The organism is Edaphobacter sp. FHG110511_03, from assembly GCF_059115365.1.
The window spans coordinates 256,483-278,068 of sequence record NZ_JBZYWL010000002.1 but is presented as its reverse complement, the minus strand read 5'-3'; the positions used below and the strand labels follow the sequence as shown (position 1 = coordinate 278,068).

Here is a 21,586-nt window from a genome sequence, read left to right as displayed (position 1 = left end):
CCGGTCAGGCAGTCGTGAGTTTCAAGGTGAAGCCGATATTGGCGGTGGCAGGCTGCACAGAGGGCAGCGTGACATGCAAGCCGTCGGATTGCTGCGTGAACTTCAGGTTCTGGTTGCCGCCCAGGATGCGGGCGCTGGTGATCTTTGTTGCATGCGGACTTCTGGTGCCCAGCGAGGTGACGACGGCTTCTTTCGCGGGCCAGCCCTGCACAAAGGCGTAAAGCGTGGAACCTTTGGCGGTGAAGCGGATGTCGGTGGCGGTGAGGTCGGGCTTTTTCCCTTCGTTGGGATCGAACTCCTTGCCATTTTTGGCGATGACAACTTTGGTGGATGGGCCTTCTCCGTAAACCTTCCATGGGCGAGTGGCATAGATGCCTTCGCTGTTGATGGCCATCCATGAGGTGATGCCGGCGAGGGTGACGAGTTCGTCAGCATCCAGCTCGCCGGAGTTCGGCAGCGGGAAGTTCAGCAGGAGGTTGCCGTTCTTGCTGACAATATCGACGAGCAGATCGATGACCTTCTTTGCGGACTTGTACTTGACGCCTCGCTTGTAATGCCACTGACCGACGCAGGTGTCGGTCTGCCAGGGATGGGCAGCGATATCGTCGAGGACGCCCCGTTCGCGATCGAGAGCGCAGGTTCCGGTGGTGCAGTCGCTAGCAGTCTTGCTGTTATAGACCGCCTCGACCTTGCCGCCGTGCGCGGCCGCGCTGACGTTGTAGAGCTCGGCAACGAGAGACAGGCCGTATTCGTCGAAGGGGATGCCGCCGTCGGTGTAGAGCAGGTCGGGCTGGTGCTGATGAATGAGGTCTTTGATCCGATTGAAGTACCGAAGCTTCCAGCGGTCGGGAGCGACACGGCCCATGGCCTGGGCGGTCTTTGCAAAGTCCGCGGGCTCGCCGGAGTAGTTGTGGTACAGGTCGGCATAGGCGTGAAGGACACCGTCGTAGGGAACGCCGGCAAGTGGCCCCGTGGAATCGCTGGTGTGCGCAGGCGCAAGCCAGTCGTAGGAGTTGGAGAGATGCTCGGAGACACCGAATCGCAGCCCTCGCTTGCGTGCGGCGGTCTTCCACATGCCGACGATGTCCCGCTTCGGCCCTGTGGCAACAGCATTCCAGCGCGGTTGGTATTTGGAGTCCCACAGGTCGAAGTTGTCGTGGTGAACGCCCATGGAGAAGAAGTATTTGGCTCCCGCTTTGACATAGAGGTCCATCAGGTGATCCGGATCCCAGCGCTCGGCCTTGAACTGAGGGATGAGATCTTTGTAACCGACCTTCGAGGGATGGCCGTAGGTCTTCACGTGGTAGTCGTACTGTGGGGAGCCCTGGATGTACATATTGCGTGCGTACCAGTCACCGTCCTCGACGGCGGATTGCGGGCCCCAGTGAGACCAGATTCCGAACTTGGCCTCGCCGAACCACTCCGGGATGTTGTAGGCAGCGAGAGAGTCTCGCGTCCCTTTGAAGGGCCCGGGGGCGATGGGAAGCGTTTTGCCCAGCGCAAGGGAGGGGCGTATGGCAAGGGCGGAGCCGGCTGCGGAGAGGAGTTTGAGGGTCTGGCGTCGCGTTAGATTCATTCTCGGAAGGGCTCTTTCAGGGTTCGTTTCGGACAGCACCACTCTAGCGGTGGCCGGGAAGATGTGCAAGGATGCGATATCGTGAGAGTGATTGAAGCCGCACGCGATGGAGGAATGAGATGACGCAGATGGAGATCGCCAAGGGCGCCGAGGAGTTGTATCTGCTGGCCGGGATGTCGAACCGGCATGGACTGGTGGCTGGCGCGACGGGTACAGGAAAGACGGTGACTTTGCAGGTGATGGCTGAGGCCCTGAGCTCGATCGGCGTTCCCGTCTTCGCGGCGGATGTGAAGGGCGATCTCTCGGGAATCAGCCAGCCGGGCAAGAGCTCGCCGAAGTTCGATGAGCGCGTCAAGACCCTGGGGCTGGGAGAGTGGACCTTTGTCGGTACGCCGGTGGTTTTCTGGGATGTCTTCGGGAAGGAGGGGCATCCGGTCCGAGCCACGGTCAGCGAGATGGGGCCGCTGCTGATGAGCCGAATCCTGAACCTGAACGATACGCAGACCGGTGTGTTGACGCTGGTCTTCAAGATCGCCGACGACAACGGCTTGATGCTGCTCGACATGAAAGATCTGCAGGCAATGCTGCAGCACGTGTCGGAGCACGCCAAGGAGTACCAGACGAACTACGGCAACATTTCGGCGGCCAGCATCGGGGCGATTCAACGCGGACTGGTGACGCTGGGACAGCAGGGAGGCGATCAGTTCTTCGGAGAGCCCGCGCTGAATATCGAAGATCTTCTGCAGACCGATGCCAGCGGCAAAGGCGTAGTCAACATTCTTGCGGCGGACAAGCTGCTGCAGTCGCCACAGTTGTACGCGACGTTTCTGCTGTGGCTGATGAGCGAGCTGTTCGAGAAGCTGCCCGAGGTAGGCGATCCCGAGAAGCCGAAGCTGGTCTTCTTCTTCGACGAGGCGCATCTCCTGTTCAATGATCTTCCTCCTGTGTTGCAGTCGAGGATCGAACAGGTTGTCCGGCTGATTCGTTCGAAAGGAATTGGCGTCTTCTTCGTCACGCAGAATCCGATCGATGTTCCGGATACGGTCCTGGGTCAGCTAGGAAATCGAGTGCAACATGCTCTGCGTGCGTTTTCTCCGAAGGATCAAAAAGCAGTGAAGGCGGCAGCGCAGACCTTTCGCGCAAACCCGAAGCTGGATGTGGAGGAGGTCATCACGCAGATGGGCGTGGGGGAGGCACTGATCTCATTCCTCGATGAGAAGGGGATTCCGGGCATCGTGGAACGAGCGATGGTATGTCCGCCGCATAGCCAGATCGGGCCGATTACGCCGGACCAGCGAGCGGCGATTATCAAAGGCTCGATCGTGGCGGGAGTGTATGAGACCGCGGTCGACCGCGAGTCCGCCTACGAGAAGCTGAAGGGCAAAGTGGAGGCGTCGACCACTGGAGCAGCAGGCACTCCAACTACTGGTACACCCGCGGGCAACGCCGGGCAGGGTGGCGGATGGCTTGAGGCGGCGGGAACGGCGCTAGGCGGCGTGCTTAGAGGCGGCGGTGGTTCGCGACGCGGCGATACAGTCGTTCAGGCAATGGTGAAGAGCGCTGCGAGAACGATGGGAAGCACGGTGGGGCGGCAGATTGTGCGCGGTGTTCTGGGGTCGCTCCTTGGCGGATCGTCCAGCCGGCGTTGAGGAAGGGATGGCCCACTTCTGGCAGGGAAATGGGCCATCTTCACAACCTGTGTCCTGCGGCTAGATCACCTTCAGCAGGAGGAGCAGGAGGACGATCGTGAGGATCAGGCTAAGTCCTCCGCCGCCGTAGTAGCCCAGGCCGGGGCCCATGCGATATCCGCCAAAGCCAAACACCAGGATCAGAATAATAAGAAGGAGGATCATTTATTGTCGTTCTCCTATAGGAATTTGCATTACGGAAGTTACGATGCCGAATTTGGCGCGCGCGAACAGAGCGGGAGCAATTATTTCGTGCTGGCTGAACTTCGCTGGAACTGGCTTCCGTCATAGAGCTGGAACTCCCGAATCGCCGCCGATCCCACGGTAGAGAGCAGGTTCAGGCGGACACGTTGGGTGGTGACGGCGGGGAAGAGGTCGATCTTCTTGTGGCCGATCGCCTGTGCATGAGCCACTGGCTTCCAGGACCCGTTTTGCCACGCCTCGATGCTGTAATCCTGGATACGCTGGCCTTCGTTGAGCCATTCCATCGTGACCGCGCGGTCGAAGGTGACGGGCTTGCTGAAGTGAACCTCAAGCGTGGCGTGACGCTCGGGCGCTGACCAGAAGGTCGCAGGGTCATTGTCGATGGCGGCGTTGGTTGGGTCGTTAGAGGTGTGGACGGCCTGCACGGTCAGATTATGGGTGCTTCCATAGATGCGCTCGACGGCCTCGCCGAACTCACGCAACCGGGCAGCATCGGAGGCAGGCAGGCGCCCCGTGTCATCGGGAGCCAGACCAAGCATCAACTGGGCGCCGTGGCCCACGGTCTTGTTGTAGATGTCGAGGAGCTCATCCACCGTGTGCAATGACTTTTCGTCATCAGGATGCCAGAACCAATGCAGCTTGCGAAGCGGTGTGTCGGCCTCGATGGGGCGCCAGCGCAGATATCCGGTGCGATCGACGACGTTCCAGTTCTCATAGGGAACGGTGCCGTCTTCGGAGCCGACCCAGCGTAGATCGGCATTCTTGTAGAGAGCCGTATCGGCGAAGACGAGGGTATTGGGCTGGTAGGTACGCAGCGCCTGGACGATCTTGTCGAAGTCATAGGTTCGTCCGCCGGAGCCCGCGCCGTCGAGCCAGAATTCAGTCAGGGGGCCGTAGTGGCTGGCGAGCTCGGTGAGTTGCGAAAGATAGTACGTGTCGTAGGCCTTGGGATCCGGGTAACGGGAGTCGTGGCGGTCCCAGGGAGAGAGGTAGACGCCAAAGCCAAGTCCGGCTTTGTGGGCGGAGTCGGAGGCGAGGCGGACGAGGTCGCCTTTGCTGTTGAGCCAGGGGCTCGATTTCACCGAGTAGTCGGTATGAGTGCTGGGAAAGAGGGCGAAGCCGTCATGATGCTTGGCGACGAGCACGGCGTACTTCGCACCTCCGGATCTGGCAGCCTGCATCCACTGATCCGTATCGACATGGCTGGGATTGAAGACGGAGGGGGAAGCGGTGCCGTCTCCCCATTCGCGATTGAGGAAGGTGTTGGTGGAGAAGTGGATGATGACGCCGATCTCGAGATCCTGCCATGCGATCTGGGCGGGGTTGGGCTTGATGTCGGGGAAGCTCTGGGCGGAGAGAGTGGAGGAGAGCAGAGAGGCGAAGAGAATCAGGCTGGCCTGCCTCGCTCGAGCCAGGATAAGGCTGGCTCGGGAGATGCGGAAGAGTCGTGAGGTCATGGATGCATGGTACCGCTTCCTGGCGGCAGTCCGAGGCAATCATCGGGCGACGAGGATCAGGCGAAGAGGCCTAGATTCGTGCTTGGGAGATCGGTCGGAGGAAATGCGATTTCATCCGAGTGCTTGTCTTCATAGAGCGCTTTGTCGCATCTCATGAAGAGTTGCTCCCAGTTGCCGGCGTGCGGCGACAGCTCTGCGAGCCCGAAGCTTGCAGTTACGCTGGTCTGAACCAGGCCATAAACGATTTCAGTCTGAGCGATGGAGGCTCGCAGCCTCTCGGTAATGGTGATCGCTTCGCTGTAAGGGGTGTGCGGCAACAATACCGCAAACTCGTCTCCGCCGATACGGGCCAGAAGGTCGCCGGGACGCATGCCACGCTGCAGACAGGAGGCAACAGCGATGAGCGTGGCGTCGCCACAGTGATGTCCGAAGGTGTCGTTGATGCGCTTGAAATCGTCGAGATCGATGACCAGGGCCGAGAGCAGGGAAGAGTCTTTTCTGCTGGCTAGGATGCACTGTTCGGCAGCCAACTCCATGCCACGCCGATTCAGCGTGCCGGTAAGGGGGTCGGTCGCAGCCTGGACCTCGAGTTTCCCTCGCAGAATGGCGGCTGTCATCCAGACGAAGGAGACCATGGCTCCCCATTGCAGGCACGAGTTGGCGATGAGGATCCACTGCAGAAAAGGGCCGGCGTTGAGGTAGTTGTGGGGCGCGCCATGCATGGCGACTCCCACGATGCGGACGAGATTGGAGATGCAAAGCCCCACCATCATCAGGATCATGGACGCGATGGGAATACGCAGGGCATGGGTACGATTGCGATAAAGAAAGAGGGCGACCTGGGCGTGTTGACAGCCGAGCACCACACTATAGGCAATAAGCCGCTTGCCCGTATCGGGCTGAATCCAGCCGTACTCGAGCATGGTGATAATCGCCAGCAGCAACAGGGCGATCTGAAAATAAAACTGCGAGGTCTTGCGTCCCAGAAAATCCGCCAAGGAGAGAAAGAGCGCAGCGTAGCCGGCAACCACAAAGACGTTTCCGAGAACGATCGAGACAGCAATGGGGATCTGGCCTCGAAGCGCTACGGCGGTCGCTCCCAGGAAGACCAGACCGCTATAGAGCGAGAACCAGTGGACTCCCTTCATCCCCTTATAAAGCCATGAATTGGCAATGGTGAGGATGGTATATAAAGCAAGAAACACGGCATGCTCAACGTGCAGAGTATGAATGTTCAAACTGCGGCCCCGATATGCTTCTTTGGCGACTATCTTATGTCAATAGGGCAATTTTTCCAGCGCAGATTTCGTGTTCGTTCGTTACCGGTAGAGAAATCTTCTGCACTCTAAGAGGTGCGATGAAAATGACAGTCGTGAACCGTATGACAAAAATCCACCCCTTTATGAGCCTGGTAAAGCCTTTTTCATAAGGATTTATGTGTTTTTATTCAAGTAGACGATTCAGTTCAAAGATCAGTGCCCCTTATCGCGATCCGGGTCAATTACCTGCTGGGCGTTGAGTTGCCTGATAGGCGATGCCTGCCTGGAAGTTCCGGGCCAGGCGCTGGGACTTGGCGATAACGTTGGTGGCATGGTCGGGAGAAAGAATCTCATTTGCGGTCTCAGCGAAGAGGGAGAGCCACCGATCGAAATGCTCCGAGTCAAGCGGGAGCTGCAGGTGACGCATCATAGGGTCGCCTTTATAGCGGCCAGTGGTGAGCAGGACGGTGGACCAGAAGTCCTTGAGAGTGGCGAGGTGATGGGGCCAGTCGCCGACGATGGCATTGAAGATGGGGCCGATATCGGGATCGAGACGGACCTTGGCGTAGAAGGAATCCACGAGGGTGCTGATCTCGGCTTCGGTGATCGGGGTGGACATGGAGCTAGTTTAGGCTTCTGCGGAGTTCGCCCGCGGGCGAATGTCCCATTCATGCGATGACGCCGCATGAATGGGACACAGATTCAACCCTACTTCCACTCCCAGATTTTAGAGGTTGTTTTGCCGTCGGCGGTCACTTCGTATTCGAAGGCTCCGCAGGCGTTGTTGATGCGTGTTAGTTTCTGCGAGGCTGTGCGTATGAAGAGCATGCCGCGGTAGCTGACTGCGCCACCGGGGCCGAACTTGCCTATGCCAGTTCCGGTCCAGGTGATGGCTTCGCCATCCTGGGTCATGCTGAGGCCTTGTCCCTGGCCGAAGATGGAGCCATCGGGACGGATGACCGAGGTGTAGGTTCCCATGCCGGTGGTGGGGAAGCCGAGTATCTGGCCCGTGTCTTCGAAGGACACTTCTGCGGTTGGGGGGTCGATAGAGACGACCCTTTGGACAAGTCTTCTTCCTTTGGTTTCGCCAATCTGTTCTCCGAGCATGATGGATCCCTCACTTTCAGCAGATTTGAATGATGGATTCCCGGGGTGCGCAATTGTAGTCCCGGAGGCGCTGATGTGATTGGAAAGATCGGGACGGTGACGGGAGATAGAGAGCTTACTGCCGGTAACGATTGAGTTCGCGCGAATCTTAGGGTTCGAGCTTTCGCACGAATGATCCGCTCATGTGTGGTAAGCTGTGCCGCATCCACCGGCCAAATAGAACTCCTTGTAAAGAAGGGATCAGCCCATGAAGCGCAAAAGCAAGCTCTCGATTGCGAGAGCCACTGCAGTGCTCGCCGTTCTTGGCGCAGCGGCCGTTTATTCGCAGGAAAAGTACTCGTTGAAATCGCCGGGCGGAATCGCGTTCTCCGACTTCAAAGGATACGAGGACTGGGCGGTGGTCTCCTCCGCCCGGACCGACGAAGTGCTCAAGGTGATCGTTGCCAATCCGACCATGATCAAGGCGTACAAGTCTGGGATTCCGGGCAACGGCAAGCCTTTTCCGGAGGGCTCCAAGATCGCGAAGCTCCAGTGGAAGCCGAAGAAGAGCACAGAGGCCCCCTTCGTTGTGGAGGTGCCGGACATCTTTAGCCAGGCCTTCGTGATGGAAAAGGACAGCAAGAAATTTCCGAAGAGCGGCGGATGGGGATACGCGGTGTTCAACTACGACGCTGCATCGAACAAGTTCGCAGCGGATCCCACCAGCCTCGCAGACTGCGGGCACAAGTGCCATGTGGCCGTGAAGGCGAAGGACTACATCTTCCACCCGTACCAGAAGCGTTGAAGGGCACCTGCCCGGGCCTTAAGTATTGCGCGGAGACTCTGCCGGCGCTTCACCTGCAGGGTTTTGAGTCTGCTGGGCCCGCTGCTTCGTGCGCAGGTTGGCGGAGGAGATCTGGAGGCAGTAGAGGAGGAGTCCGGCGCGGCGCGGGTCGATGTCGTTGGCGGCGATTCGGATGAGGAGCTCGCCGAGGGATTCCTGGATGGCGTCGTGATCGGTGGGGGTGAAGAGGGAGAAGGTGCTACGACGGCGGATGCGGTCTTGGGGGCGAACGACAGCGCGGCGGGAGTCGTGGTGGTAGTAGCAGAACTGCTCGTCTCGCATGCGCGGGCTTCCGCAACGGGCGTTGTCGGGGAAGATGTGGTGGCACTGGAAGTCGTTGTTGGGCTGGTCGTTGTTGTCGGTGGCTTCGTTGTACATGGGTACCCCCCTTGTTTTGGTGCAAAGTCTTCAATGCAGATAAGTTAAGTCTGGACTCCGGGCGCAATCGGATTGCCAAATGCGGTGGAGCGGTTAAACGCGGAAGCCCCGGCGGGTGCCGGGGCTTGGTTCTCTCTCTTTCTATTTTAGAAAATGGAGTGGAACTGATCGGCGTTTAGAGGTTTATTTTCGGTGGGGAAGTGGTTTGATTTGTTTTCGATGCGGAAACTGAGTGCGGGTTTTATACAGGGCGCGGGGCTTGACAGTAAATTTGCCGGTTTCCGGTTGAGGTTGTGGGCCGGATCGCGGTTATGAATAGATCAGTCGTTTCGCCCTGCGGGCTTCACTCCAGCCTTCGGCAGAGCGGTAGCGCCATTGGCTCGGCTGATTTTCACACGGCTGAAGCCGTGTGCTTTAGCAAGGCGGTTCGAGGTTTGCTCGAATGATCCCACCTTAACCGCTACGCGGCGAAGATGGGGCATCCGATGCGGGAATGACCAAGACCTTCCGAACTTCTGCCCATTGTGAAGATATGGCATTCCATTTTTCGGGGTGTTTTGCTCTGACGAGCGGTGATGGGTGTGCGGAGATAAACAAAGTGAGAGCCGTTTCGCTGCGAAGATATGGCATGGCCCTCGCTGCGTTTAGGCCAACGAGCACTGCGGCACGAAGGGAGGGCAACAGGGCTATGAGTTCCCGCACAGAGTCGACTCCATCGCGCAGCTCCTTCCCGGTCACCTTACGTGTCCCGTTCCACCCAGGGATGACATTCCATGTGACGGTAAGTTTGCGAGGAATGCCCGCGCGTTGCATGAAGGCGAATGTTGCTTCTGCGCTGCGATCGTCGTTGTTGCGGCTGATGAAACCTGAGCCGTTGTTGGAGGCCGTCATGGGGCCGGGTTTTTCGAACAGGAAAAGCACTTGTGCATGAATGCCGCCATCCAAGGGGTCGAAGTCGGGGACCTCGATCGAACCGCGTTCGCGCAGTCTGGCTGCAAAGTCGGTCAGGGGAGCGATGTGTGGTTCATAGAGCATCGCTCGTCGACGTTGGCGTATTGATTCGTCTCGCATGGAGCGAGGGAGATCGTCCTGGTCTCGATCGGTTGTCTTCATGATCTATACCAAATGTATTTCGAAGGGGGAGGGCAATGGAAGCCTGGAGCAGGTTCGCGCTTTGCGCGATGCCCACATCTCAGAATTGAGATACGGGCGCTCGATTCGTGAGCTGGACAGTCAGATGTGGGCCACCCGTCCGCCGTTCAGGCTTCGCTGAGGATGACACGGTCGGATGGGTGAATGCGATACGGTTCAAGCAATTTCTTCAAGGATTCCGAGAGGTACGGAAAATGATATGGCTTCGATTCCCAAGTCTTCGAAACTTGCATTTTGTCCGTGCCGGGTAGCTTGTTCAACAGTTCGTCATGATCGTATATATACCAGCAGGCATCATCGTCATTCCCATCCCTGAAACAGATGTATAGTTTCTGTCCGCGATATTTCGAAGCGAAAGTCAACCGGCTCTTAAGTTGGACTTTGTGGAAATCTTTGCCGTCATACATCTGTGCGATGAAATCAGCTCCATTCCAATCGTTGTTCAATGGAATGGTGATCACGCCAAAATCTGCCAGAATGGCTGAGACCTTCTGAAAGTTATAGGCCTCTTTTTGTTTCGAGTTGAGATTCTCGTAAGGAATTTTCGGCAACGACAGTGGGGGCACTATTCCTCCTCAGGCTGTTTATATGCAGGGCTGAAATTCTACCAAGCTCGCTAGGCACGTGAGCGGGCGAAGAGCATACTTTCAATGAGTGGGACAATCTGGAATCCTACCGTGACGCAAGCTGCAACCCCCGTTCGGCGCGAGCCTCGTATCGGACAGCTTGTGAAATTGGTTCGCGCGCGCTGCACGAATGCCCACATCTCAGAATCGAGATATGGGGCACACGAGTTGAGACTAGATAGCCGTATGCGCCACCCGCAGATAATGTGCCTCACACTGGATAGAAATATTCTGTGAGAAACTACTACAAATTAAGGGTATATGGCGCGAATAACCCCAGAGACCATTAGAGAGATTACCGACAAGAAGAGTCGGAGTTCAGAGCCAGATAGGGCGGCCTCTTGGCGCGCTTCGAGCTTACTTCAGACGTTCAATAATCCTTTGAAACATAGTGAGGAGCTGGGTCGTTACTATCCCATCGCTGTTGTCGCGACGATCGAAGGATATTTTCGGGCTAGACTCGCTGAACTTATTGATCACGGAGATCCATTTAGATCGAATGCAGTCGCGTCGTACCCAGACGTTAAACTAGATGGTGCTCTTGCAAAAGCGATCGTTATGGGTTCAATCACTTTGGGCGAGATCATTACGCACCCTATCTCTCTAAGCAGCTTTGAAAATCTTGTGGCAGCTGTAACGAACATAACGGGCCAGAAAAACTGGCTATCCCTGATATCGAAACTGGTAGCTCAGGATTTGACATCTCAACAAAAGGGAACACTTACCATAAGCGATCCTGAAAAAACATGGAAGCTTCTCAATGCTGTTTTCAAAACCCGCCATATTTTGTGTCATGAGCTAGCTTCGGAATTTACTCCTGATGAGCTCGAGATTCGAACCCTTCTACTGCATACTCAGGAGTTTCTTGGAGCATCGGCACATTGGTTTGCTAAGCTGCAGAACCCTCATCCTGAGAAAACATTACAAGAACGTCGAAGAGCTTCTATGAAACATTTACGAGAAGCCGAGAAAAAGCTGGCCATGGTCCTACATGCGGAGCGCGAAATCTTTACGGACAAAAAATCACGTCTCTTGCCATCGAAGACTACAGAAGAGCTCAAGCATCGGGTTGAAGAACTGGCCTCATTTATGAATGAGGCGTTCATACGCATCACAAGAGACAGTGAACTTGAAAGATTCTTAGTGATTGAACAAGTCAGAGCTCAATCGAGACTACTTGATAGTCTGGCCGAGGGGCTTCAGCGCTGGATGTTTGCGTATGAACGCCTAGAGCATGAACGAGAGATGTTCGAACGCCACAAGTCATTAGCTTCAGATTTGGAAACAAGTTAACGCCCGAACCGTTGCCGTTCATCCGCCTCATCATTCTTTGCTGGGCCTTCATGTCTCCGCCTGAGCCCATGGTCGTGAAGACCTTTCGCATCTGGGTATAGTGGCACAGCCTTGAAACGGCGCATGAAGTGCCCTCTGAGATAAGGTTCTGGTGAATTGGAAGTTGATCAGCAACCTTGGCCCAGGCGTGCCGGAGTTCCATCATAAGGCACGAAATTGTCCTTTCGATGATTTGTGAAGGGATTATTGTCCCGTCGGATTGTCTTGGTCTTGAATACTGATGTTCATCTTAGGTTCGAGCTTTCGCTCGAATGATCCCACTCATGCCTTCGACATGTGCGAGTCCGGGCAGATGTGGGCCACCTGACCTACCGCCCTTTACTCTCCTCTGGAACTTTCCTTTTCCATGTACGTATCGCAGGAGGGAATTCAAAGGCATGCAGAGAGATCGCACGACGGAAGCCTCGCAAAGGATTGCAGCGCGGGTCGCTGGAGTCACTCTGCTGTTGCTGATGGTAAGTGGTTTCATCGGGATGTTTGCTCGGGGAGGTCATCTTGTCGTCAGTGGCAATGCGATGGCGACTGCGCGGAACATGCTGGCGCACGAGCGACGGTTCCGCGTGGGACTTGTCTGCGAGTTTGTGATGTTGAACTGCGACGTGGTCGTGGCGCTGGCTCTGTTTGTGCTGCTCAGGCCGGTGAATTCTGCGCTGGCGTTGCTTGGTTCCTTCTGGCGTGTCGCAGATGCGTTTGTGCTGGCCATTGGGGTTGCTGCCAGTCTCGTAAGTCTGAATTTTTTAGGGGATTCGCACTCTGTGTCGCTGCTGAATCTGGGGCAGCTGGATGGGACGGCGATGATGATGTTTTTCAACCTGCATACGCAGGTGTCGCTGATGGGGCTGATGTTTTTCTGTCTTGGCGCGGGCGTCCATAGCTGGTTATTGTTTCGGTCAGGATACATACCGCGGATCATCTCGGGCTTGTACCTGTTTGCGTGCGTGGAGATGCTGCTGTGTTGTTTTGCTTTTATGGTTTTCCCCAACATTAGGGCGGTGCTTGATCCGGGATTTGTGGTGCCGGACTTCTTTGCGGAATTGGCGGCTGCGCTGTGGCTGGCAATAAAAGGAGTGAGGTTGCCCATGGGTGAAGAGTTAGAGCTTTCGCTCGAAAGATCCCACTCATGCGATGAGACTCCATGAATGGGGCACCCGATGTAGGTGGTTGGGTTGATGTATGGGCCACCCGCCCTGTTGTTGTTTTTGGAAAATACTTTCCGAATAGCGACGTCGATTTTGCATACTACGATTTCCTATACTGCTGATGTTCTATCGACTGAGGAGATTTTCGTGCGCCTAGGTTCTTGGCTGTTTGCTCTTGTTTTATTTTCTGCCGTTTCGGTCATGTCTGGTCAGGCGGAGACGATTACAACATTCACTCTCACTCATGGATCGGACACGATTCAGTTTTCGTTGATGGATTCGACGGCATTCGATTACCGCTTAACGACTACGGGTGACGAGTTCGACTACAAAGAAAACTTGACGGTGAATGGCACAATCCATACCTACAACCTATCTCCCGGTGATCTCGCATTCGAGGCTTTCGAACAGCTTCAACCCCTTGGCATTGGCGCTGAGTTCGTTATTGAATACCGAACTGGTGTTGTGAATGGAGTTTCGCAATATCGGTTGTTGGCTGAGCGGGGAATCCAGGTTTACACCAAGGTTGATGGTGCGCCCACGTTCACCCCGGGAACGTATATCTTTCCGCAATCCGAGACTGTGGATTTTCAATATCCCGCGAATGGGTCGAACACCACCTATGGATCCGGCGACACGCTTGTGATCACGCAGAACGGTACGTCGGCATCACCGGTGCCGGAGCCTTCGAGCATTCTTCTGTTGGGAACGGGGCTGGTGGGTGCGCTTGGTGTTGCTCGCAGGCGATTTGCCTGAAGACCTGAAGGGGGCACCCGGATTCGGCTAATTTGCTGGGCCTTCATGCCACTGCCTGAGCCCATGGTCTTGAAGACCTTTCACATCTAGGCGTACTGGCGCAGCACGTTGTTGGCGTCTTGCACGCTGGTTGACGAGCCATTGGCCATGCGTTTTGTGGCTGCCGCCCGCGTCATGTTCAGCGGTCGATGAGCTGGCCTGGGTGTTCGCCTGCATAGTATCCCCAGGCCCATTCGAAGATGGCTTCCAGTTCTGCGCGCAGGGTTGTGAGCAGGGTTGCGTGGACGCCGAGCCATGCGACGAAGGCGAGGGGGCCGGTGATCTCGCGATGCGATTTGCCTAGTTCCGCGATGGCGGCGTTGCGGCCGATCATGGCGAGGATGCCGCGGTCGGAGTAAACGAAGGGAGTGGTTGGTTCTCCCTGGATGGAGGCGAGAATGTTGCTTGCGCAGTGTTTGCCTGCCTGCTGGGCGACGGCTGCGAGTTGAGGAAGGGGTTTTCCATCCGGACCTGTGGCGTTGGCAAGGTCGCCGAGTACGTAGACATCGTCGAAGCCACGAAGGGTCAGGTCTGGCTGCACGTCGAGGCGTCCGTTGGGAGGCTGCGCAAGGGGAGTCTTGGAGGGGATGTCGTTGGCTTTGACGCCGGCTGCCCAGATCACGGTTTTTGCGGGAATCTGGGAACCGTCGGAGAGCAGGACCGCGTTGGCGGTGACCTCTTTGACGGCGATACCGAGACGGAGTTGCACGAGGTGCTGCTCGAGCGCGGATTTTGCATAGGCCTGCGAGGCGGTTGAGAAGTCGGCGAGGACCACAGAGCTTCGTTCGACGAGAAAGACCTGCGCGTTGGCAGGGGGAATGTGGCGAAACTCGTTTTGGAGAAGCTGTTGCAAGGTGTCGGCGAGGGTTCCGGCCATCTCGACCCCGGTGGGGCCGCCGCCGACAACGACGAAGCTCAGTGAGCCGGGAGTCGTGTCCTGCGGATCGCGATCGGCTGCTTCGAGTGTCTTGAGGATGGTGGTGCGGAGCTTCTCGGCGTCGGTGAGGGAGTAGAGGGGAAGCGAGTATTGCTCGGCGCCGGGAGTTCCAAAGAAGTTGGCGTGAGAGCCGGTCGCGAGGACGAGGAAGTCTCCTGAGAACGTGTTGCCGGAGGCTGTGGTGACGGCGCGTTGCTCGACGTCGACGGAGACGACTTCATCCATCTGAACGTCGACGTTGGGGTAGTTGCGGAGAATGTCACGCAGTGCGAAGGCAGCGTTGCTCGGCGACAGGATGCTGGTGGCTACCTGATAGAGCAGGGGGTGGAACTGCTGGTAGTTGTGCTTGTCGATCAGAGTGATGCGGACGTTGTCGTGCGGGGCAAGCTCCATAGCGCACTTCAGACCAGCGAAGCCGCCGCCGACAATGACGACGTGCCAGGACGATTGTTGCTCGACGCTTTCGGAAACCATGCAGTTCTCCGATCAACAGTTGTTTCCTGCTAGAACCCGGTAAGACAAAATTGGAAAGAAGCTATCTTCCGAACCTTTGCCGTCCCTGCATCTGGCTCATCATTCTTTGCTGGGCTTTCATGCCGCCGCCGGAGCCCATGGTCTTGAAGACCTTGCGCATCTGGGCGTACTGGCGCAGCAGGTTGTTGACGTCCTGCACGGTGGTACCGGAGCCGCGTGCGATGCGCTTGCGGCGGTTGCCGTTAATGATCTCGTGGTCGAGGCGTTCTTTGGCGGTCATCGAGTTGATGATGCTCTCGACGCGGGTGAACTGGCCTTCGTCGACGTTGTCGATGGCCTGCGACATTCCGGCGAAGGGTCCGACGGAGGGCAGCATCTTGAGGATGGACTTCATGGAGCCCATCTTTTTGATCTGACGGAGCTGGTCGCGGAAGTCTTCCAGGGTGAAGCCGTCTCCGGAGAGAGCCTTTTTCGCGAAGGCTTCGGCCTTGCCCTTGTCGAGGCGCTCTTCGGCGCGCTCTAGGAGGGTGGCGATGTCGCCGTGGCCCATGATGCGGGAGACGATGCGGTCGGGGTGGAAGGGCTCGAAGGCGTCGGGTTTTTCGCCGGTGCCGAGGAACTTGATGGGGGCGCCGGTGACGTGGCGGATGGAGAGGGCCGCGCCGCCGCGAGCGTCGCCGTCCATCTTGGTGAGGATGGCTCCGGTAATGGTGAGGCGGTCGTTGAAGGCCTTCGCGGAGTTGACGGCATCCTGGCCGGTCATGGCGTCGGCGATGAAGAGGATCTCGGAGGGGTTGAGGAGTTTCTTAAGGCCGGCCATCTCGTCCATCAGCTCGGAGTCGATGTGGTTGCGGCCGGCGGTATCGACGATGAGCATGTCGCAGCCGAAGTTTGCGGCTTCTCGCTTGGCTTCGCGGGCAAGGCGCTCGACGAGGCGCGAGTCGGCGGGTTCGCCCTTGGTGTCGCCCTCGTAGAGATTGGAGTTAATGGAGCGCGCCACGATGGCGAGCTGCTCGCGCGCGGCGGGGCGATAGATGTCGACCGAGACCAGCATGGGACGGTGCCCGGCTTTTTTGAGCCATTGGGCGAGCTTGCCGGAGGTGGTGGTCTTGCCGGAGCCCTGCAGTCCGGCCATCAGGATGACCGAGGGGGGCTGCGAGGACTTCTGGAAGCGTGCAGTGTCCTTGCCGAGGACGTTGACCAGCTCGTCATGGACGATCTTGACGATCTGCTCGGTGGGGGAGAGGGCGGTGGCGACCTGCGAGCCTAGGGCGCGGGTGCGGATGTGCTCGACCAGCTCGTTGACGACGGCGAGGTTCACGTCGGATTCGAGCAGGGCGAGGCGGATCTCGCGCACGGCATCGGAGATGTTCTCTTCGGTGATGGTGCCTTCGCCGCGAAGGTTCTTAAAGGATCGCTGGAGCTTATCTGAGAGGTTTTCGAACATGACTCTTTCAAGTTTAGCAGCGGGCGGAGGGATTACTCGGTGGCGTGGACGAGCGTACCTCCTTTGACGAAGGTAAGGGTGAGATCGACGAGGTGGGTGTTGGGATCGGAGGCCGCCTTATAGTTGGCTGAATAGCCTCGAAGGGACTGAACGGCGGAGTTACGGAGGAGAAAGTTGTTGAGGTAGGTGATGTCGTAGAAGTCGCCCGGATTCATATGCCAGGCGGCGGCGAAGTCTTTCCGTTGCTGGTCGTTGAGGCCGAGCGCGTTGATGGTCTTGATGCGGTACTGCTCGCCGGGGATGACCCGGATGACGTAAGAGACATGGTGGGTGGCTGGATCGCGGCTAGCTGGGGCCTGAATTTTGGCGTCCTGGAAGCCCTTCGCGTAATAGGCGCGGGCCAGGACGGTGAGGCTCTCTCGGAGAGCCGCACGCGAGGCGATGTCTTCCGGGTGGAGCTTGAGCTGTTTGTCGAAGTCGGCGGTGCTGAGGACATCGGAGCCGGTCCAGGTAATGGCGGAGACGCGGTACGGGTCTCCCTCCTGAATGGCCGCAACTAGGTCCAGGTCGATGGTCCCGGCGGAGACTTGAGGGGCGGAGTGGGTGATGTTTTGAACCGCAGCATCCAGATATCCAGCGTCGCCGTAGAGCGCGAGTACCTGGGACCGGATGGAGGCGCTGGTGGTGTACTGATCGAAATCCCGCCCGGAAAAATCCTTACCGACGGGGTCCAGCTTTGCCTGCATGGCGGGAGAGGCCGAAGTAAAGGTGATCGCGTGAACCCGAATTTCAGGAGAGGTCACCTCGAACAAGATGGCGGAGGGAGTTGCTCCTGACGCTTCCCCGCTGGGGACGGAGTCGATTTTTGCGGTGACACCTTTTTCGGCAAGCATGGCCGTGAGCGCGGTCGAGACCTGATTCTGCAGGTTTCCCGAGGTGGGGATGGAGCCGCGATAGAGAGGGACACGAGCTTTCAAGGCGTCGGTGAGCTCGCTGTCGGACCACCAGACGAGATTGGGGAAGCGGGCCGTGAGGAGGTTAGCCGCGGGCATGGGCTTGAGAATGTATGTCAGTCCCTGGGGGCCGGACGCGAAGCGGATATCGATGAAAAGTCCGGTGTCGCTCAGTTTTTGGGCGGCTGCCTGCACCTCCGCAGTGGACGATGTCGCGCCGGGTTTCAGGCCGGTGAAGGTGAGCAACTCCGCCTGCGAATAGGAGGCGGCACCCGTGAAGGTGATGTTTTTCGGAAGGACGATGGCTTGGGCGGTTAGTTGCGTGGAGGCAGAAAAGCACAAGGCAAAGAGAGCAGAGAGATTCATGATCGTACGCATGCGAGGGTGACGATATCGCATGCCAGACCTCGGAGAAAGAGTTTTTTGAGAGATAGAGAGTACCGAAAGATCGAAATGGGCTGTAACCGGATCAGCCGATCCTGGGCCGCCCGATTTCTTTGTCCCGCGCCAGGACGGTCATGGAGACGTAGGCGCCGACCCATGATCCCACGGCGGCAAAGCAAACATAGACCCAATCCTTGGTGTAGCTGATGACGGCGAAGGCGGAGAGCAGATACCAGATGCTGCTCCAGGTAGCGGCGGGAATGCGGCGGCGCGAGGAGACGGCGGCGTTGAACAGGACGTAGACGGCGTCGGTGGCAGCCGTGGAGACCAGTACGCCGAGGGCAAGCAGAGGATTGAGATGCGGCACGAGGATGCTCCTTCTCGAATGAGGTTTCAGGAATGGGATTTGGGAAGCTGGAAAGTCAACGACGATCTTAGCCCGGGGATACAAACGATTCTTGAGGGGAGTGCGACAAAGGGTTCGTACCAAGGCAGATACGCTGAAAAGGGCGGGGCTGTTTTTGGGGTCGGGTGCGGAGATAATCGGTCTATGCCAGCATCTTCCCCGTTGCCCGGAAACGTCCAGATCGTCCGCGAGTACATCGTGTATCTGCGGGTGGAAAAGGGGATGAGGCCGGCGACCTGCGATGCCTATCGGCGCGACCTGGAACAGTTTGCCGAGCAGGTAGAAGGCCGCGATGGCGTGCTGGCTACGGCGCGACAGGAAGATATCGGCGACTTTATGGAAGGACTGCGCGGCCATGGCGTCGATTCGCGGTCCATTGCGCGGAAGCTGAGTGCGTTGCGCGGGTTCTATCGCTGGCTGCTGATGGACAAAAAGATCGCGCATGATCCGACGGTGAACGTAGAGACACCGTCGAGCTGGAAGATTCTGCCGAAAAGCCTCGCCGAAAGCGAAGTTGTGGGGATGCTAGAACAGACGGGCGCGGCTGCGCGAGTCCCTGACGCCGATGGCCTGGCCTTACGGGATCATGCCATTCTGGAGCTGCTTTATGGCGGTGGGTTGCGTGTGGGAGAGATCTGTTCGCTGCACGTAGAGGATCTGCATCTCGACGTAGGGCGGGCCCAGGTTCGAGGCAAGGGAGACAAGGAGAGGATCGTCCCGCTGGGGCGATCGGCCATAGAGGCTTTGGAACGGTATCTCGCGCTGGGCAGGCCGGAGCTCGAAGGCACAACGAGAGAACGAACACTTTTTCTGAGCGTGCGCGGAAGGCCCCTTACCCGGCAGTGGGTGTGGGAGATGGTGCGCTCTGTCTCGCCTGTGGGCAACAAGGCGAGTCCGCATAAGCTGAGACACAGCTGCGCAACTCACATGGTGGAACATGGCGCCGATTTGAGAAGCGTGCAGACCCTGCTGGGGCATGCCGATATTGCGACGACGCAGATCTATACTCATGTCGCGCTGGGACGGCTGAAGCAGGTGCACCGGATGCATCATCCGCGTGGGAAGAGATTGGATCCGGAGGCAGGAGCCTGAACGTGGACGAGGAAACCAGGACGAGTGAGTTCCACAAATTGGCTGAGCAGTTTTTGGCAATGCTGACCAATCAGCGCGGAGCTTCCGAACACACCGTGCGTGCTTATGCGCGCGAGATCCGGAGTTTTGCGAACCATCTCACCGAGACCCTTGGCGCTACTGGAAAGATTGGTTCCGTCGAGCACCTCCATATCCGCTCGTATCTTGGAGTGCTGTATGAACGTGGGTTGACGAAGGCAAGTGCGGCGCGAGCGCTGGCCGCGGTGCGCAGCTGGTTTCGTTGGCTTGCGAAAGAAAGACTGGTCGAGCAGAACCCGGCCTTGCTGGTCAGCACTCCCAAGCTGCCGAAGCATCTTCCGCGAGTACCTACTGTGGAAGAGGTGAACCGTGTGCTCAATTCCCTGGAGTCCTCGCTCAAAGAGGGCAGGAAGGAAACGGAGACAGAGGCCGCCGAGCCGATTGCGTGGCCGGAGCGCGAACGGGTGATCTTCGAGCTGCTTTATGGCTGTGGAATCCGGAACTCCGAGCTGGTTGGTTTGAACCTGGAAAGTGTGAAGTGGGGCGACGAAGCGATCCTGGTGCGCGGCAAGGGGCGGAAGGAGAGGCTGGTTCCCCTGGGAGACGAGGCCGCCGTCGCATTGCGTGAATATCTTCCAGTTCGTTCCGAAAAGCTGATGGCAGCGGGGAAGGGCGCGCTTGCGCATCAGGGGCCACTACTGATCAATCTGCGGACTCGCGGCGATTGCAGGCTCACGACGCGGAGCGTGGGCAGGATTGTTAAGGCCATCGCTCTAAGCCGGGGATTGGCGGCGGACGTACATCCACATACCCTGCGCCATGCTTTCGGTACGCACATGCTGGAGGAAGGCGCCGACCTGCGAGCCATCCAGGAGATGCTGGGACATGAGCGGCTGTCGACTACGCAGCGTTATACGCAGTTGACCGTGGGTCAGGTTCAACGTGTGTACGATGAGACTCATCCTCGCGCGAAGTAGCGCCGTCTTCCAGGATGGCGAATCGCGATCGTCGTTGCGTATAGGTAGGATCGTCTTCAAGCTCGCTTGAGGGCGCTTCGCTGATGCGAGGAAGAAAGATAGAGAAGACGGTGCCGCTGCGTTTGGGGCACTCGCTGCTCCTTACCGAGATGCGGCCCTTATGGCGGTCGATGATCTGACTGCTGACCCAGAGTCCCAGGCCGGTTCCGCTGGAGCCTTTGGTGGTGTAGAAAGGCTCGAAGATCTGGCGCTGAGTCGCTTTGCTCATTCCGCTCCCCGTATCGGCGATGACGATACGAACTCCATAGGTATCGGTCAGGGTGTCGAAGGCGTGGCGAATGCGGACCCGTAGACGCCCTCCGGAGGACATGGCGTCGAGTGCGTTTCCGATCAGGTTCACAAGGACCTGACGCAACTCGCCCTGGTGGACGAACAGGGGGGAAATCGACGCGTATTCTTTGTGGACGGTAACGTTGGAAGTGGACAGGCGGCCAAGATGAAGCGAGAGCGCGCTGTCCACAATCTCCGGCAGTGATGTGGAAGCCGATCCAGGGTGACTGCGGAGGAACCCAAGAGTCTGCGAAGCGATGTGTGAGACCCGCGACAGCTCATGCTGGGCCATTGTCAGGTAACTGCGGGCGTCGGCAGAGAGGGTTTCGTGCTCGAGGAGATAGAGCAGATTGGTGATGGATTCGAGAGGATTGTTGATCTCGTGAGCGATACTTGCCGCCATGCGTCCGGCGAGAGCCAGCTTGTCGGTGTTGCGCAGGGACTGTTCGGCGCGACGGGTTGCGGTAATGTCGCGCGAGACCTTGGAGGCGCCCATAAGGTTTCCCGAGGAGTCGTGGATAGGGGAGACCGTCATCGACACGATGATGTCGGTGCCGTCCTTGTGCCGGCGCAACGTCTCATAATGATCGACGGTCTCGCCGCAACGGATCCGCTCAAGAACGTGCTCGGTATCTTCTTCGCGGTTTGGGGAGGAGAGCACTGAGGTTGGGGTGCCCACCATTTCGGCCGCCGTGTAGCCAAAGATCCGCTCCGCTCCTCTGTTCCAGCTGGTGATGATGCCGTTCAGATCGCTGCTGAGGATGGCGTCGTCGGAGGATTCTACGATTGCGGCAAGGAGCGCAAGGCTTCGCTCCGCCTGTTGCCTGAACTCCATTTCGGGAGTGGTGGCAGCGGCTTCCGCCTGCCGGGGTAGCTGGCGATGTATAAAAGCCCCTTTTGAAGGCGAGGTATCTTTCAGGTTCTTTTTCTTGCCGTCTGTGCTCGTCAAAAAATCCGGCTTATACAGTCCCATGCTGCTCCCCGCAGAGAAGGCAAGCCCATCGTCTTTTT

Annotated in this window: 21 protein-coding genes; 7 read left to right on the top strand and 14 right to left on the bottom strand. The window is 57.8% G+C overall.

The window, feature by feature from the left end; all coding sequences use genetic code 11:
• Positions 1-4: 4 nt before the first annotated feature.
• The gene (locus tag AC5S26_RS10595) at positions 5-1,576 is read right to left on the bottom strand and encodes an alpha-L-fucosidase (protein WP_494184861.1); all 1,572 of its coding nucleotides are present in this window, start codon (positions 1,574-1,576) and stop codon (positions 5-7) included.
• A gap of 119 nt (positions 1,577-1,695) precedes the next feature.
• Here AC5S26_RS10595 and AC5S26_RS10590 point away from each other — a divergent pair, with 119 nt between their 5' ends.
• Positions 1,696-3,225 carry a helicase HerA-like C-terminal domain-containing protein gene (locus AC5S26_RS10590; protein WP_494184860.1) on the top strand — a complete coding sequence of 510 codons (1,530 nt, stop codon included), beginning with the start codon at positions 1,696-1,698 and terminating at the stop codon, positions 3,223-3,225.
• Positions 3,226-3,285: 60 nt separating this feature from the next.
• On the opposite strand, the gene AC5S26_RS10585 is transcribed toward AC5S26_RS10590, so the two are convergent.
• The 5 genes from AC5S26_RS10585 to AC5S26_RS10565 all read right to left on the bottom strand — a co-directional run bounded on the left by AC5S26_RS10585 (position 3,286) and on the right by AC5S26_RS10565 (position 7,291).
• A complete protein-coding gene (locus AC5S26_RS10585) occupies positions 3,286-3,429 on the bottom strand; it encodes a DUF3309 family protein (protein WP_494184859.1) in 144 nt (47 codons plus the stop codon).
• Between the two features lie 80 nt (positions 3,430-3,509).
• Positions 3,510-4,925, bottom strand: coding sequence for an alpha-L-fucosidase (locus AC5S26_RS10580; protein ID WP_494184858.1), 1,416 nt, complete (start codon positions 4,923-4,925; stop codon positions 3,510-3,512).
• A gap of 56 nt (positions 4,926-4,981) precedes the next feature.
• The gene (locus tag AC5S26_RS10575) at positions 4,982-6,163 is read right to left on the bottom strand and encodes a GGDEF domain-containing protein (protein ID WP_494184857.1); all 1,182 of its coding nucleotides are present in this window, start codon (positions 6,161-6,163) and stop codon (positions 4,982-4,984) included.
• A 259-nt stretch (positions 6,164-6,422) separates the two neighbouring features.
• The gene (locus tag AC5S26_RS10570; protein ID WP_494184856.1) at positions 6,423-6,803 is read right to left on the bottom strand and encodes a group III truncated hemoglobin; all 381 of its coding nucleotides are present in this window, start codon (positions 6,801-6,803) and stop codon (positions 6,423-6,425) included.
• A gap of 89 nt (positions 6,804-6,892) precedes the next feature.
• Positions 6,893-7,291 carry a hypothetical protein gene (locus AC5S26_RS10565; RefSeq protein WP_494184855.1) on the bottom strand — a complete coding sequence of 133 codons (399 nt, stop codon included), beginning with the start codon at positions 7,289-7,291 and terminating at the stop codon, positions 6,893-6,895.
• Between the two features lie 247 nt (positions 7,292-7,538).
• Between AC5S26_RS10565 and AC5S26_RS10560 the strand changes: the two genes are divergently transcribed.
• Positions 7,539-8,075 carry a cytochrome P460 family protein gene (locus tag AC5S26_RS10560; RefSeq protein WP_494184854.1) on the top strand — a complete coding sequence of 179 codons (537 nt, stop codon included), beginning with the start codon at positions 7,539-7,541 and terminating at the stop codon, positions 8,073-8,075.
• Between the two features lie 18 nt (positions 8,076-8,093).
• Here AC5S26_RS10560 and AC5S26_RS10555 read toward each other — a convergent pair whose 3' ends face one another.
• The 3 genes from AC5S26_RS10555 to AC5S26_RS10545 all read right to left on the bottom strand — a co-directional run bounded on the left by AC5S26_RS10555 (position 8,094) and on the right by AC5S26_RS10545 (position 10,210).
• The gene (locus AC5S26_RS10555; protein WP_494184853.1) at positions 8,094-8,492 is read right to left on the bottom strand and encodes a hypothetical protein; all 399 of its coding nucleotides are present in this window, start codon (positions 8,490-8,492) and stop codon (positions 8,094-8,096) included.
• 453 nt (positions 8,493-8,945) lie between these two features.
• A complete protein-coding gene (locus tag AC5S26_RS10550; protein ID WP_494184852.1) occupies positions 8,946-9,605 on the bottom strand; it encodes a uracil-DNA glycosylase in 660 nt (219 codons plus the stop codon).
• 146 nt (positions 9,606-9,751) lie between these two features.
• Entirely contained in the window at positions 9,752-10,210 is a 459-nt protein-coding gene (locus AC5S26_RS10545; RefSeq protein ID WP_494184851.1) for a hypothetical protein, read from the bottom strand.
• Between the two features lie 321 nt (positions 10,211-10,531).
• Between AC5S26_RS10545 and AC5S26_RS10540 the strand changes: the two genes are divergently transcribed.
• The 3 genes from AC5S26_RS10540 (at position 10,532) to AC5S26_RS10530 (ending at position 13,518) form a co-directional block, all read left to right on the top strand.
• Entirely contained in the window at positions 10,532-11,563 is a 1,032-nt protein-coding gene (locus AC5S26_RS10540; protein WP_494184850.1) for a hypothetical protein, read from the top strand.
• A gap of 437 nt (positions 11,564-12,000) precedes the next feature.
• A complete protein-coding gene (locus AC5S26_RS10535) occupies positions 12,001-12,762 on the top strand; it encodes a DUF4386 domain-containing protein (RefSeq protein ID WP_494184849.1) in 762 nt (253 codons plus the stop codon).
• 147 nt (positions 12,763-12,909) lie between these two features.
• Positions 12,910-13,518: a PEP-CTERM sorting domain-containing protein gene (locus AC5S26_RS10530; protein ID WP_494184848.1), complete on the top strand. Its 609-nt coding sequence runs from the start codon at positions 12,910-12,912 to the stop codon at positions 13,516-13,518.
• Between the two features lie 178 nt (positions 13,519-13,696).
• Here AC5S26_RS10530 and AC5S26_RS10525 read toward each other — a convergent pair whose 3' ends face one another.
• The 4 genes from AC5S26_RS10525 to AC5S26_RS10510 all read right to left on the bottom strand — a co-directional run bounded on the left by AC5S26_RS10525 (position 13,697) and on the right by AC5S26_RS10510 (position 18,119).
• Positions 13,697-14,968, bottom strand: coding sequence for an NAD(P)/FAD-dependent oxidoreductase (locus AC5S26_RS10525; protein ID WP_494184847.1), 1,272 nt, complete (start codon positions 14,966-14,968; stop codon positions 13,697-13,699).
• Positions 14,969-15,029: 61 nt separating this feature from the next.
• Positions 15,030-16,415: a signal recognition particle protein gene (gene ffh, locus AC5S26_RS10520; protein WP_494184846.1), complete on the bottom strand. Its 1,386-nt coding sequence runs from the start codon at positions 16,413-16,415 to the stop codon at positions 15,030-15,032.
• A 32-nt stretch (positions 16,416-16,447) separates the two neighbouring features.
• A complete protein-coding gene (locus AC5S26_RS10515; RefSeq protein WP_494184845.1) occupies positions 16,448-17,767 on the bottom strand; it encodes a POTRA domain-containing protein in 1,320 nt (439 codons plus the stop codon).
• A 70-nt stretch (positions 17,768-17,837) separates the two neighbouring features.
• On the bottom strand, positions 17,838-18,119 hold the full coding sequence (locus AC5S26_RS10510; RefSeq protein ID WP_494184844.1) for a hypothetical protein: 282 nt from the start codon (positions 18,117-18,119) through the stop codon (positions 17,838-17,840).
• 183 nt (positions 18,120-18,302) lie between these two features.
• Here AC5S26_RS10510 and AC5S26_RS10505 point away from each other — a divergent pair, with 183 nt between their 5' ends.
• Together AC5S26_RS10505 and AC5S26_RS10500 are read left to right on the top strand one after the other, a co-directional pair.
• Positions 18,303-19,250: a site-specific tyrosine recombinase gene (locus tag AC5S26_RS10505; RefSeq protein WP_494184843.1), complete on the top strand. Its 948-nt coding sequence runs from the start codon at positions 18,303-18,305 to the stop codon at positions 19,248-19,250.
• Positions 19,251-19,309: 59 nt separating this feature from the next.
• Positions 19,310-20,245, top strand: coding sequence for a tyrosine-type recombinase/integrase (locus AC5S26_RS10500; RefSeq protein ID WP_494185406.1), 936 nt, complete (start codon positions 19,310-19,312; stop codon positions 20,243-20,245).
• Here the strand turns inward: AC5S26_RS10500 and AC5S26_RS10495 are convergent.
• The gene (locus AC5S26_RS10495; protein WP_494184842.1) at positions 20,169-21,548 is read right to left on the bottom strand and encodes a two-component system sensor histidine kinase NtrB; all 1,380 of its coding nucleotides are present in this window, start codon (positions 21,546-21,548) and stop codon (positions 20,169-20,171) included. The two genes, AC5S26_RS10500 and AC5S26_RS10495, sit on opposite strands and share 77 nt — an antisense overlap.
• Between the last annotated feature and the right edge of the window lie 38 nt (positions 21,549-21,586).

Excerpts from the sequence above, each read along its gene's own strand:
- AC5S26_RS10535 (WP_494184849.1), top strand. The coding sequence starts at position 12,001 with ATGCAGAGAGATCGCACGACGGAAGCCTCGCAAAGGATTGCAGCGCGG.
- AC5S26_RS10515 (WP_494184845.1), bottom strand. The coding sequence starts at position 17,767 with ATGCGATATCGTCACCCTCGCATGCGTACGATCATGAATCTCTCTGCT.
- AC5S26_RS10505 (WP_494184843.1), top strand. The coding sequence starts at position 18,303 with ATGCCAGCATCTTCCCCGTTGCCCGGAAACGTCCAGATCGTCCGCGAG.
- ffh (WP_494184846.1), bottom strand. The coding sequence starts at position 16,415 with ATGTTCGAAAACCTCTCAGATAAGCTCCAGCGATCCTTTAAGAACCTT.
- AC5S26_RS10565 (WP_494184855.1), bottom strand. The coding sequence starts at position 7,291 with ATGCTCGGAGAACAGATTGGCGAAACCAAAGGAAGAAGACTTGTCCAA.
- AC5S26_RS10555 (WP_494184853.1), bottom strand. The coding sequence starts at position 8,492 with ATGTACAACGAAGCCACCGACAACAACGACCAGCCCAACAACGACTTC.
- AC5S26_RS10590 (WP_494184860.1), top strand. The coding sequence starts at position 1,696 with ATGACGCAGATGGAGATCGCCAAGGGCGCCGAGGAGTTGTATCTGCTG.
- AC5S26_RS10550 (WP_494184852.1), bottom strand. The coding sequence starts at position 9,605 with ATGAAGACAACCGATCGAGACCAGGACGATCTCCCTCGCTCCATGCGA.
- AC5S26_RS10495 (WP_494184842.1), bottom strand. The coding sequence starts at position 21,548 with ATGGGACTGTATAAGCCGGATTTTTTGACGAGCACAGACGGCAAGAAA.
- AC5S26_RS10525 (WP_494184847.1), bottom strand. The coding sequence starts at position 14,968 with ATGGTTTCCGAAAGCGTCGAGCAACAATCGTCCTGGCACGTCGTCATT.
- AC5S26_RS10570 (WP_494184856.1), bottom strand. The coding sequence starts at position 6,803 with ATGTCCACCCCGATCACCGAAGCCGAGATCAGCACCCTCGTGGATTCC.
- AC5S26_RS10595 (WP_494184861.1), bottom strand. The coding sequence starts at position 1,576 with ATGAATCTAACGCGACGCCAGACCCTCAAACTCCTCTCCGCAGCCGGC.
- AC5S26_RS10500 (WP_494185406.1), top strand. The coding sequence starts at position 19,310 with ATGCTGACCAATCAGCGCGGAGCTTCCGAACACACCGTGCGTGCTTAT.
- AC5S26_RS10560 (WP_494184854.1), top strand. The coding sequence starts at position 7,539 with ATGAAGCGCAAAAGCAAGCTCTCGATTGCGAGAGCCACTGCAGTGCTC.
- AC5S26_RS10585 (WP_494184859.1), bottom strand. The coding sequence starts at position 3,429 with ATGATCCTCCTTCTTATTATTCTGATCCTGGTGTTTGGCTTTGGCGGA.
- AC5S26_RS10580 (WP_494184858.1), bottom strand. The coding sequence starts at position 4,925 with ATGACCTCACGACTCTTCCGCATCTCCCGAGCCAGCCTTATCCTGGCT.
- AC5S26_RS10540 (WP_494184850.1), top strand. The coding sequence starts at position 10,532 with ATGGCGCGAATAACCCCAGAGACCATTAGAGAGATTACCGACAAGAAG.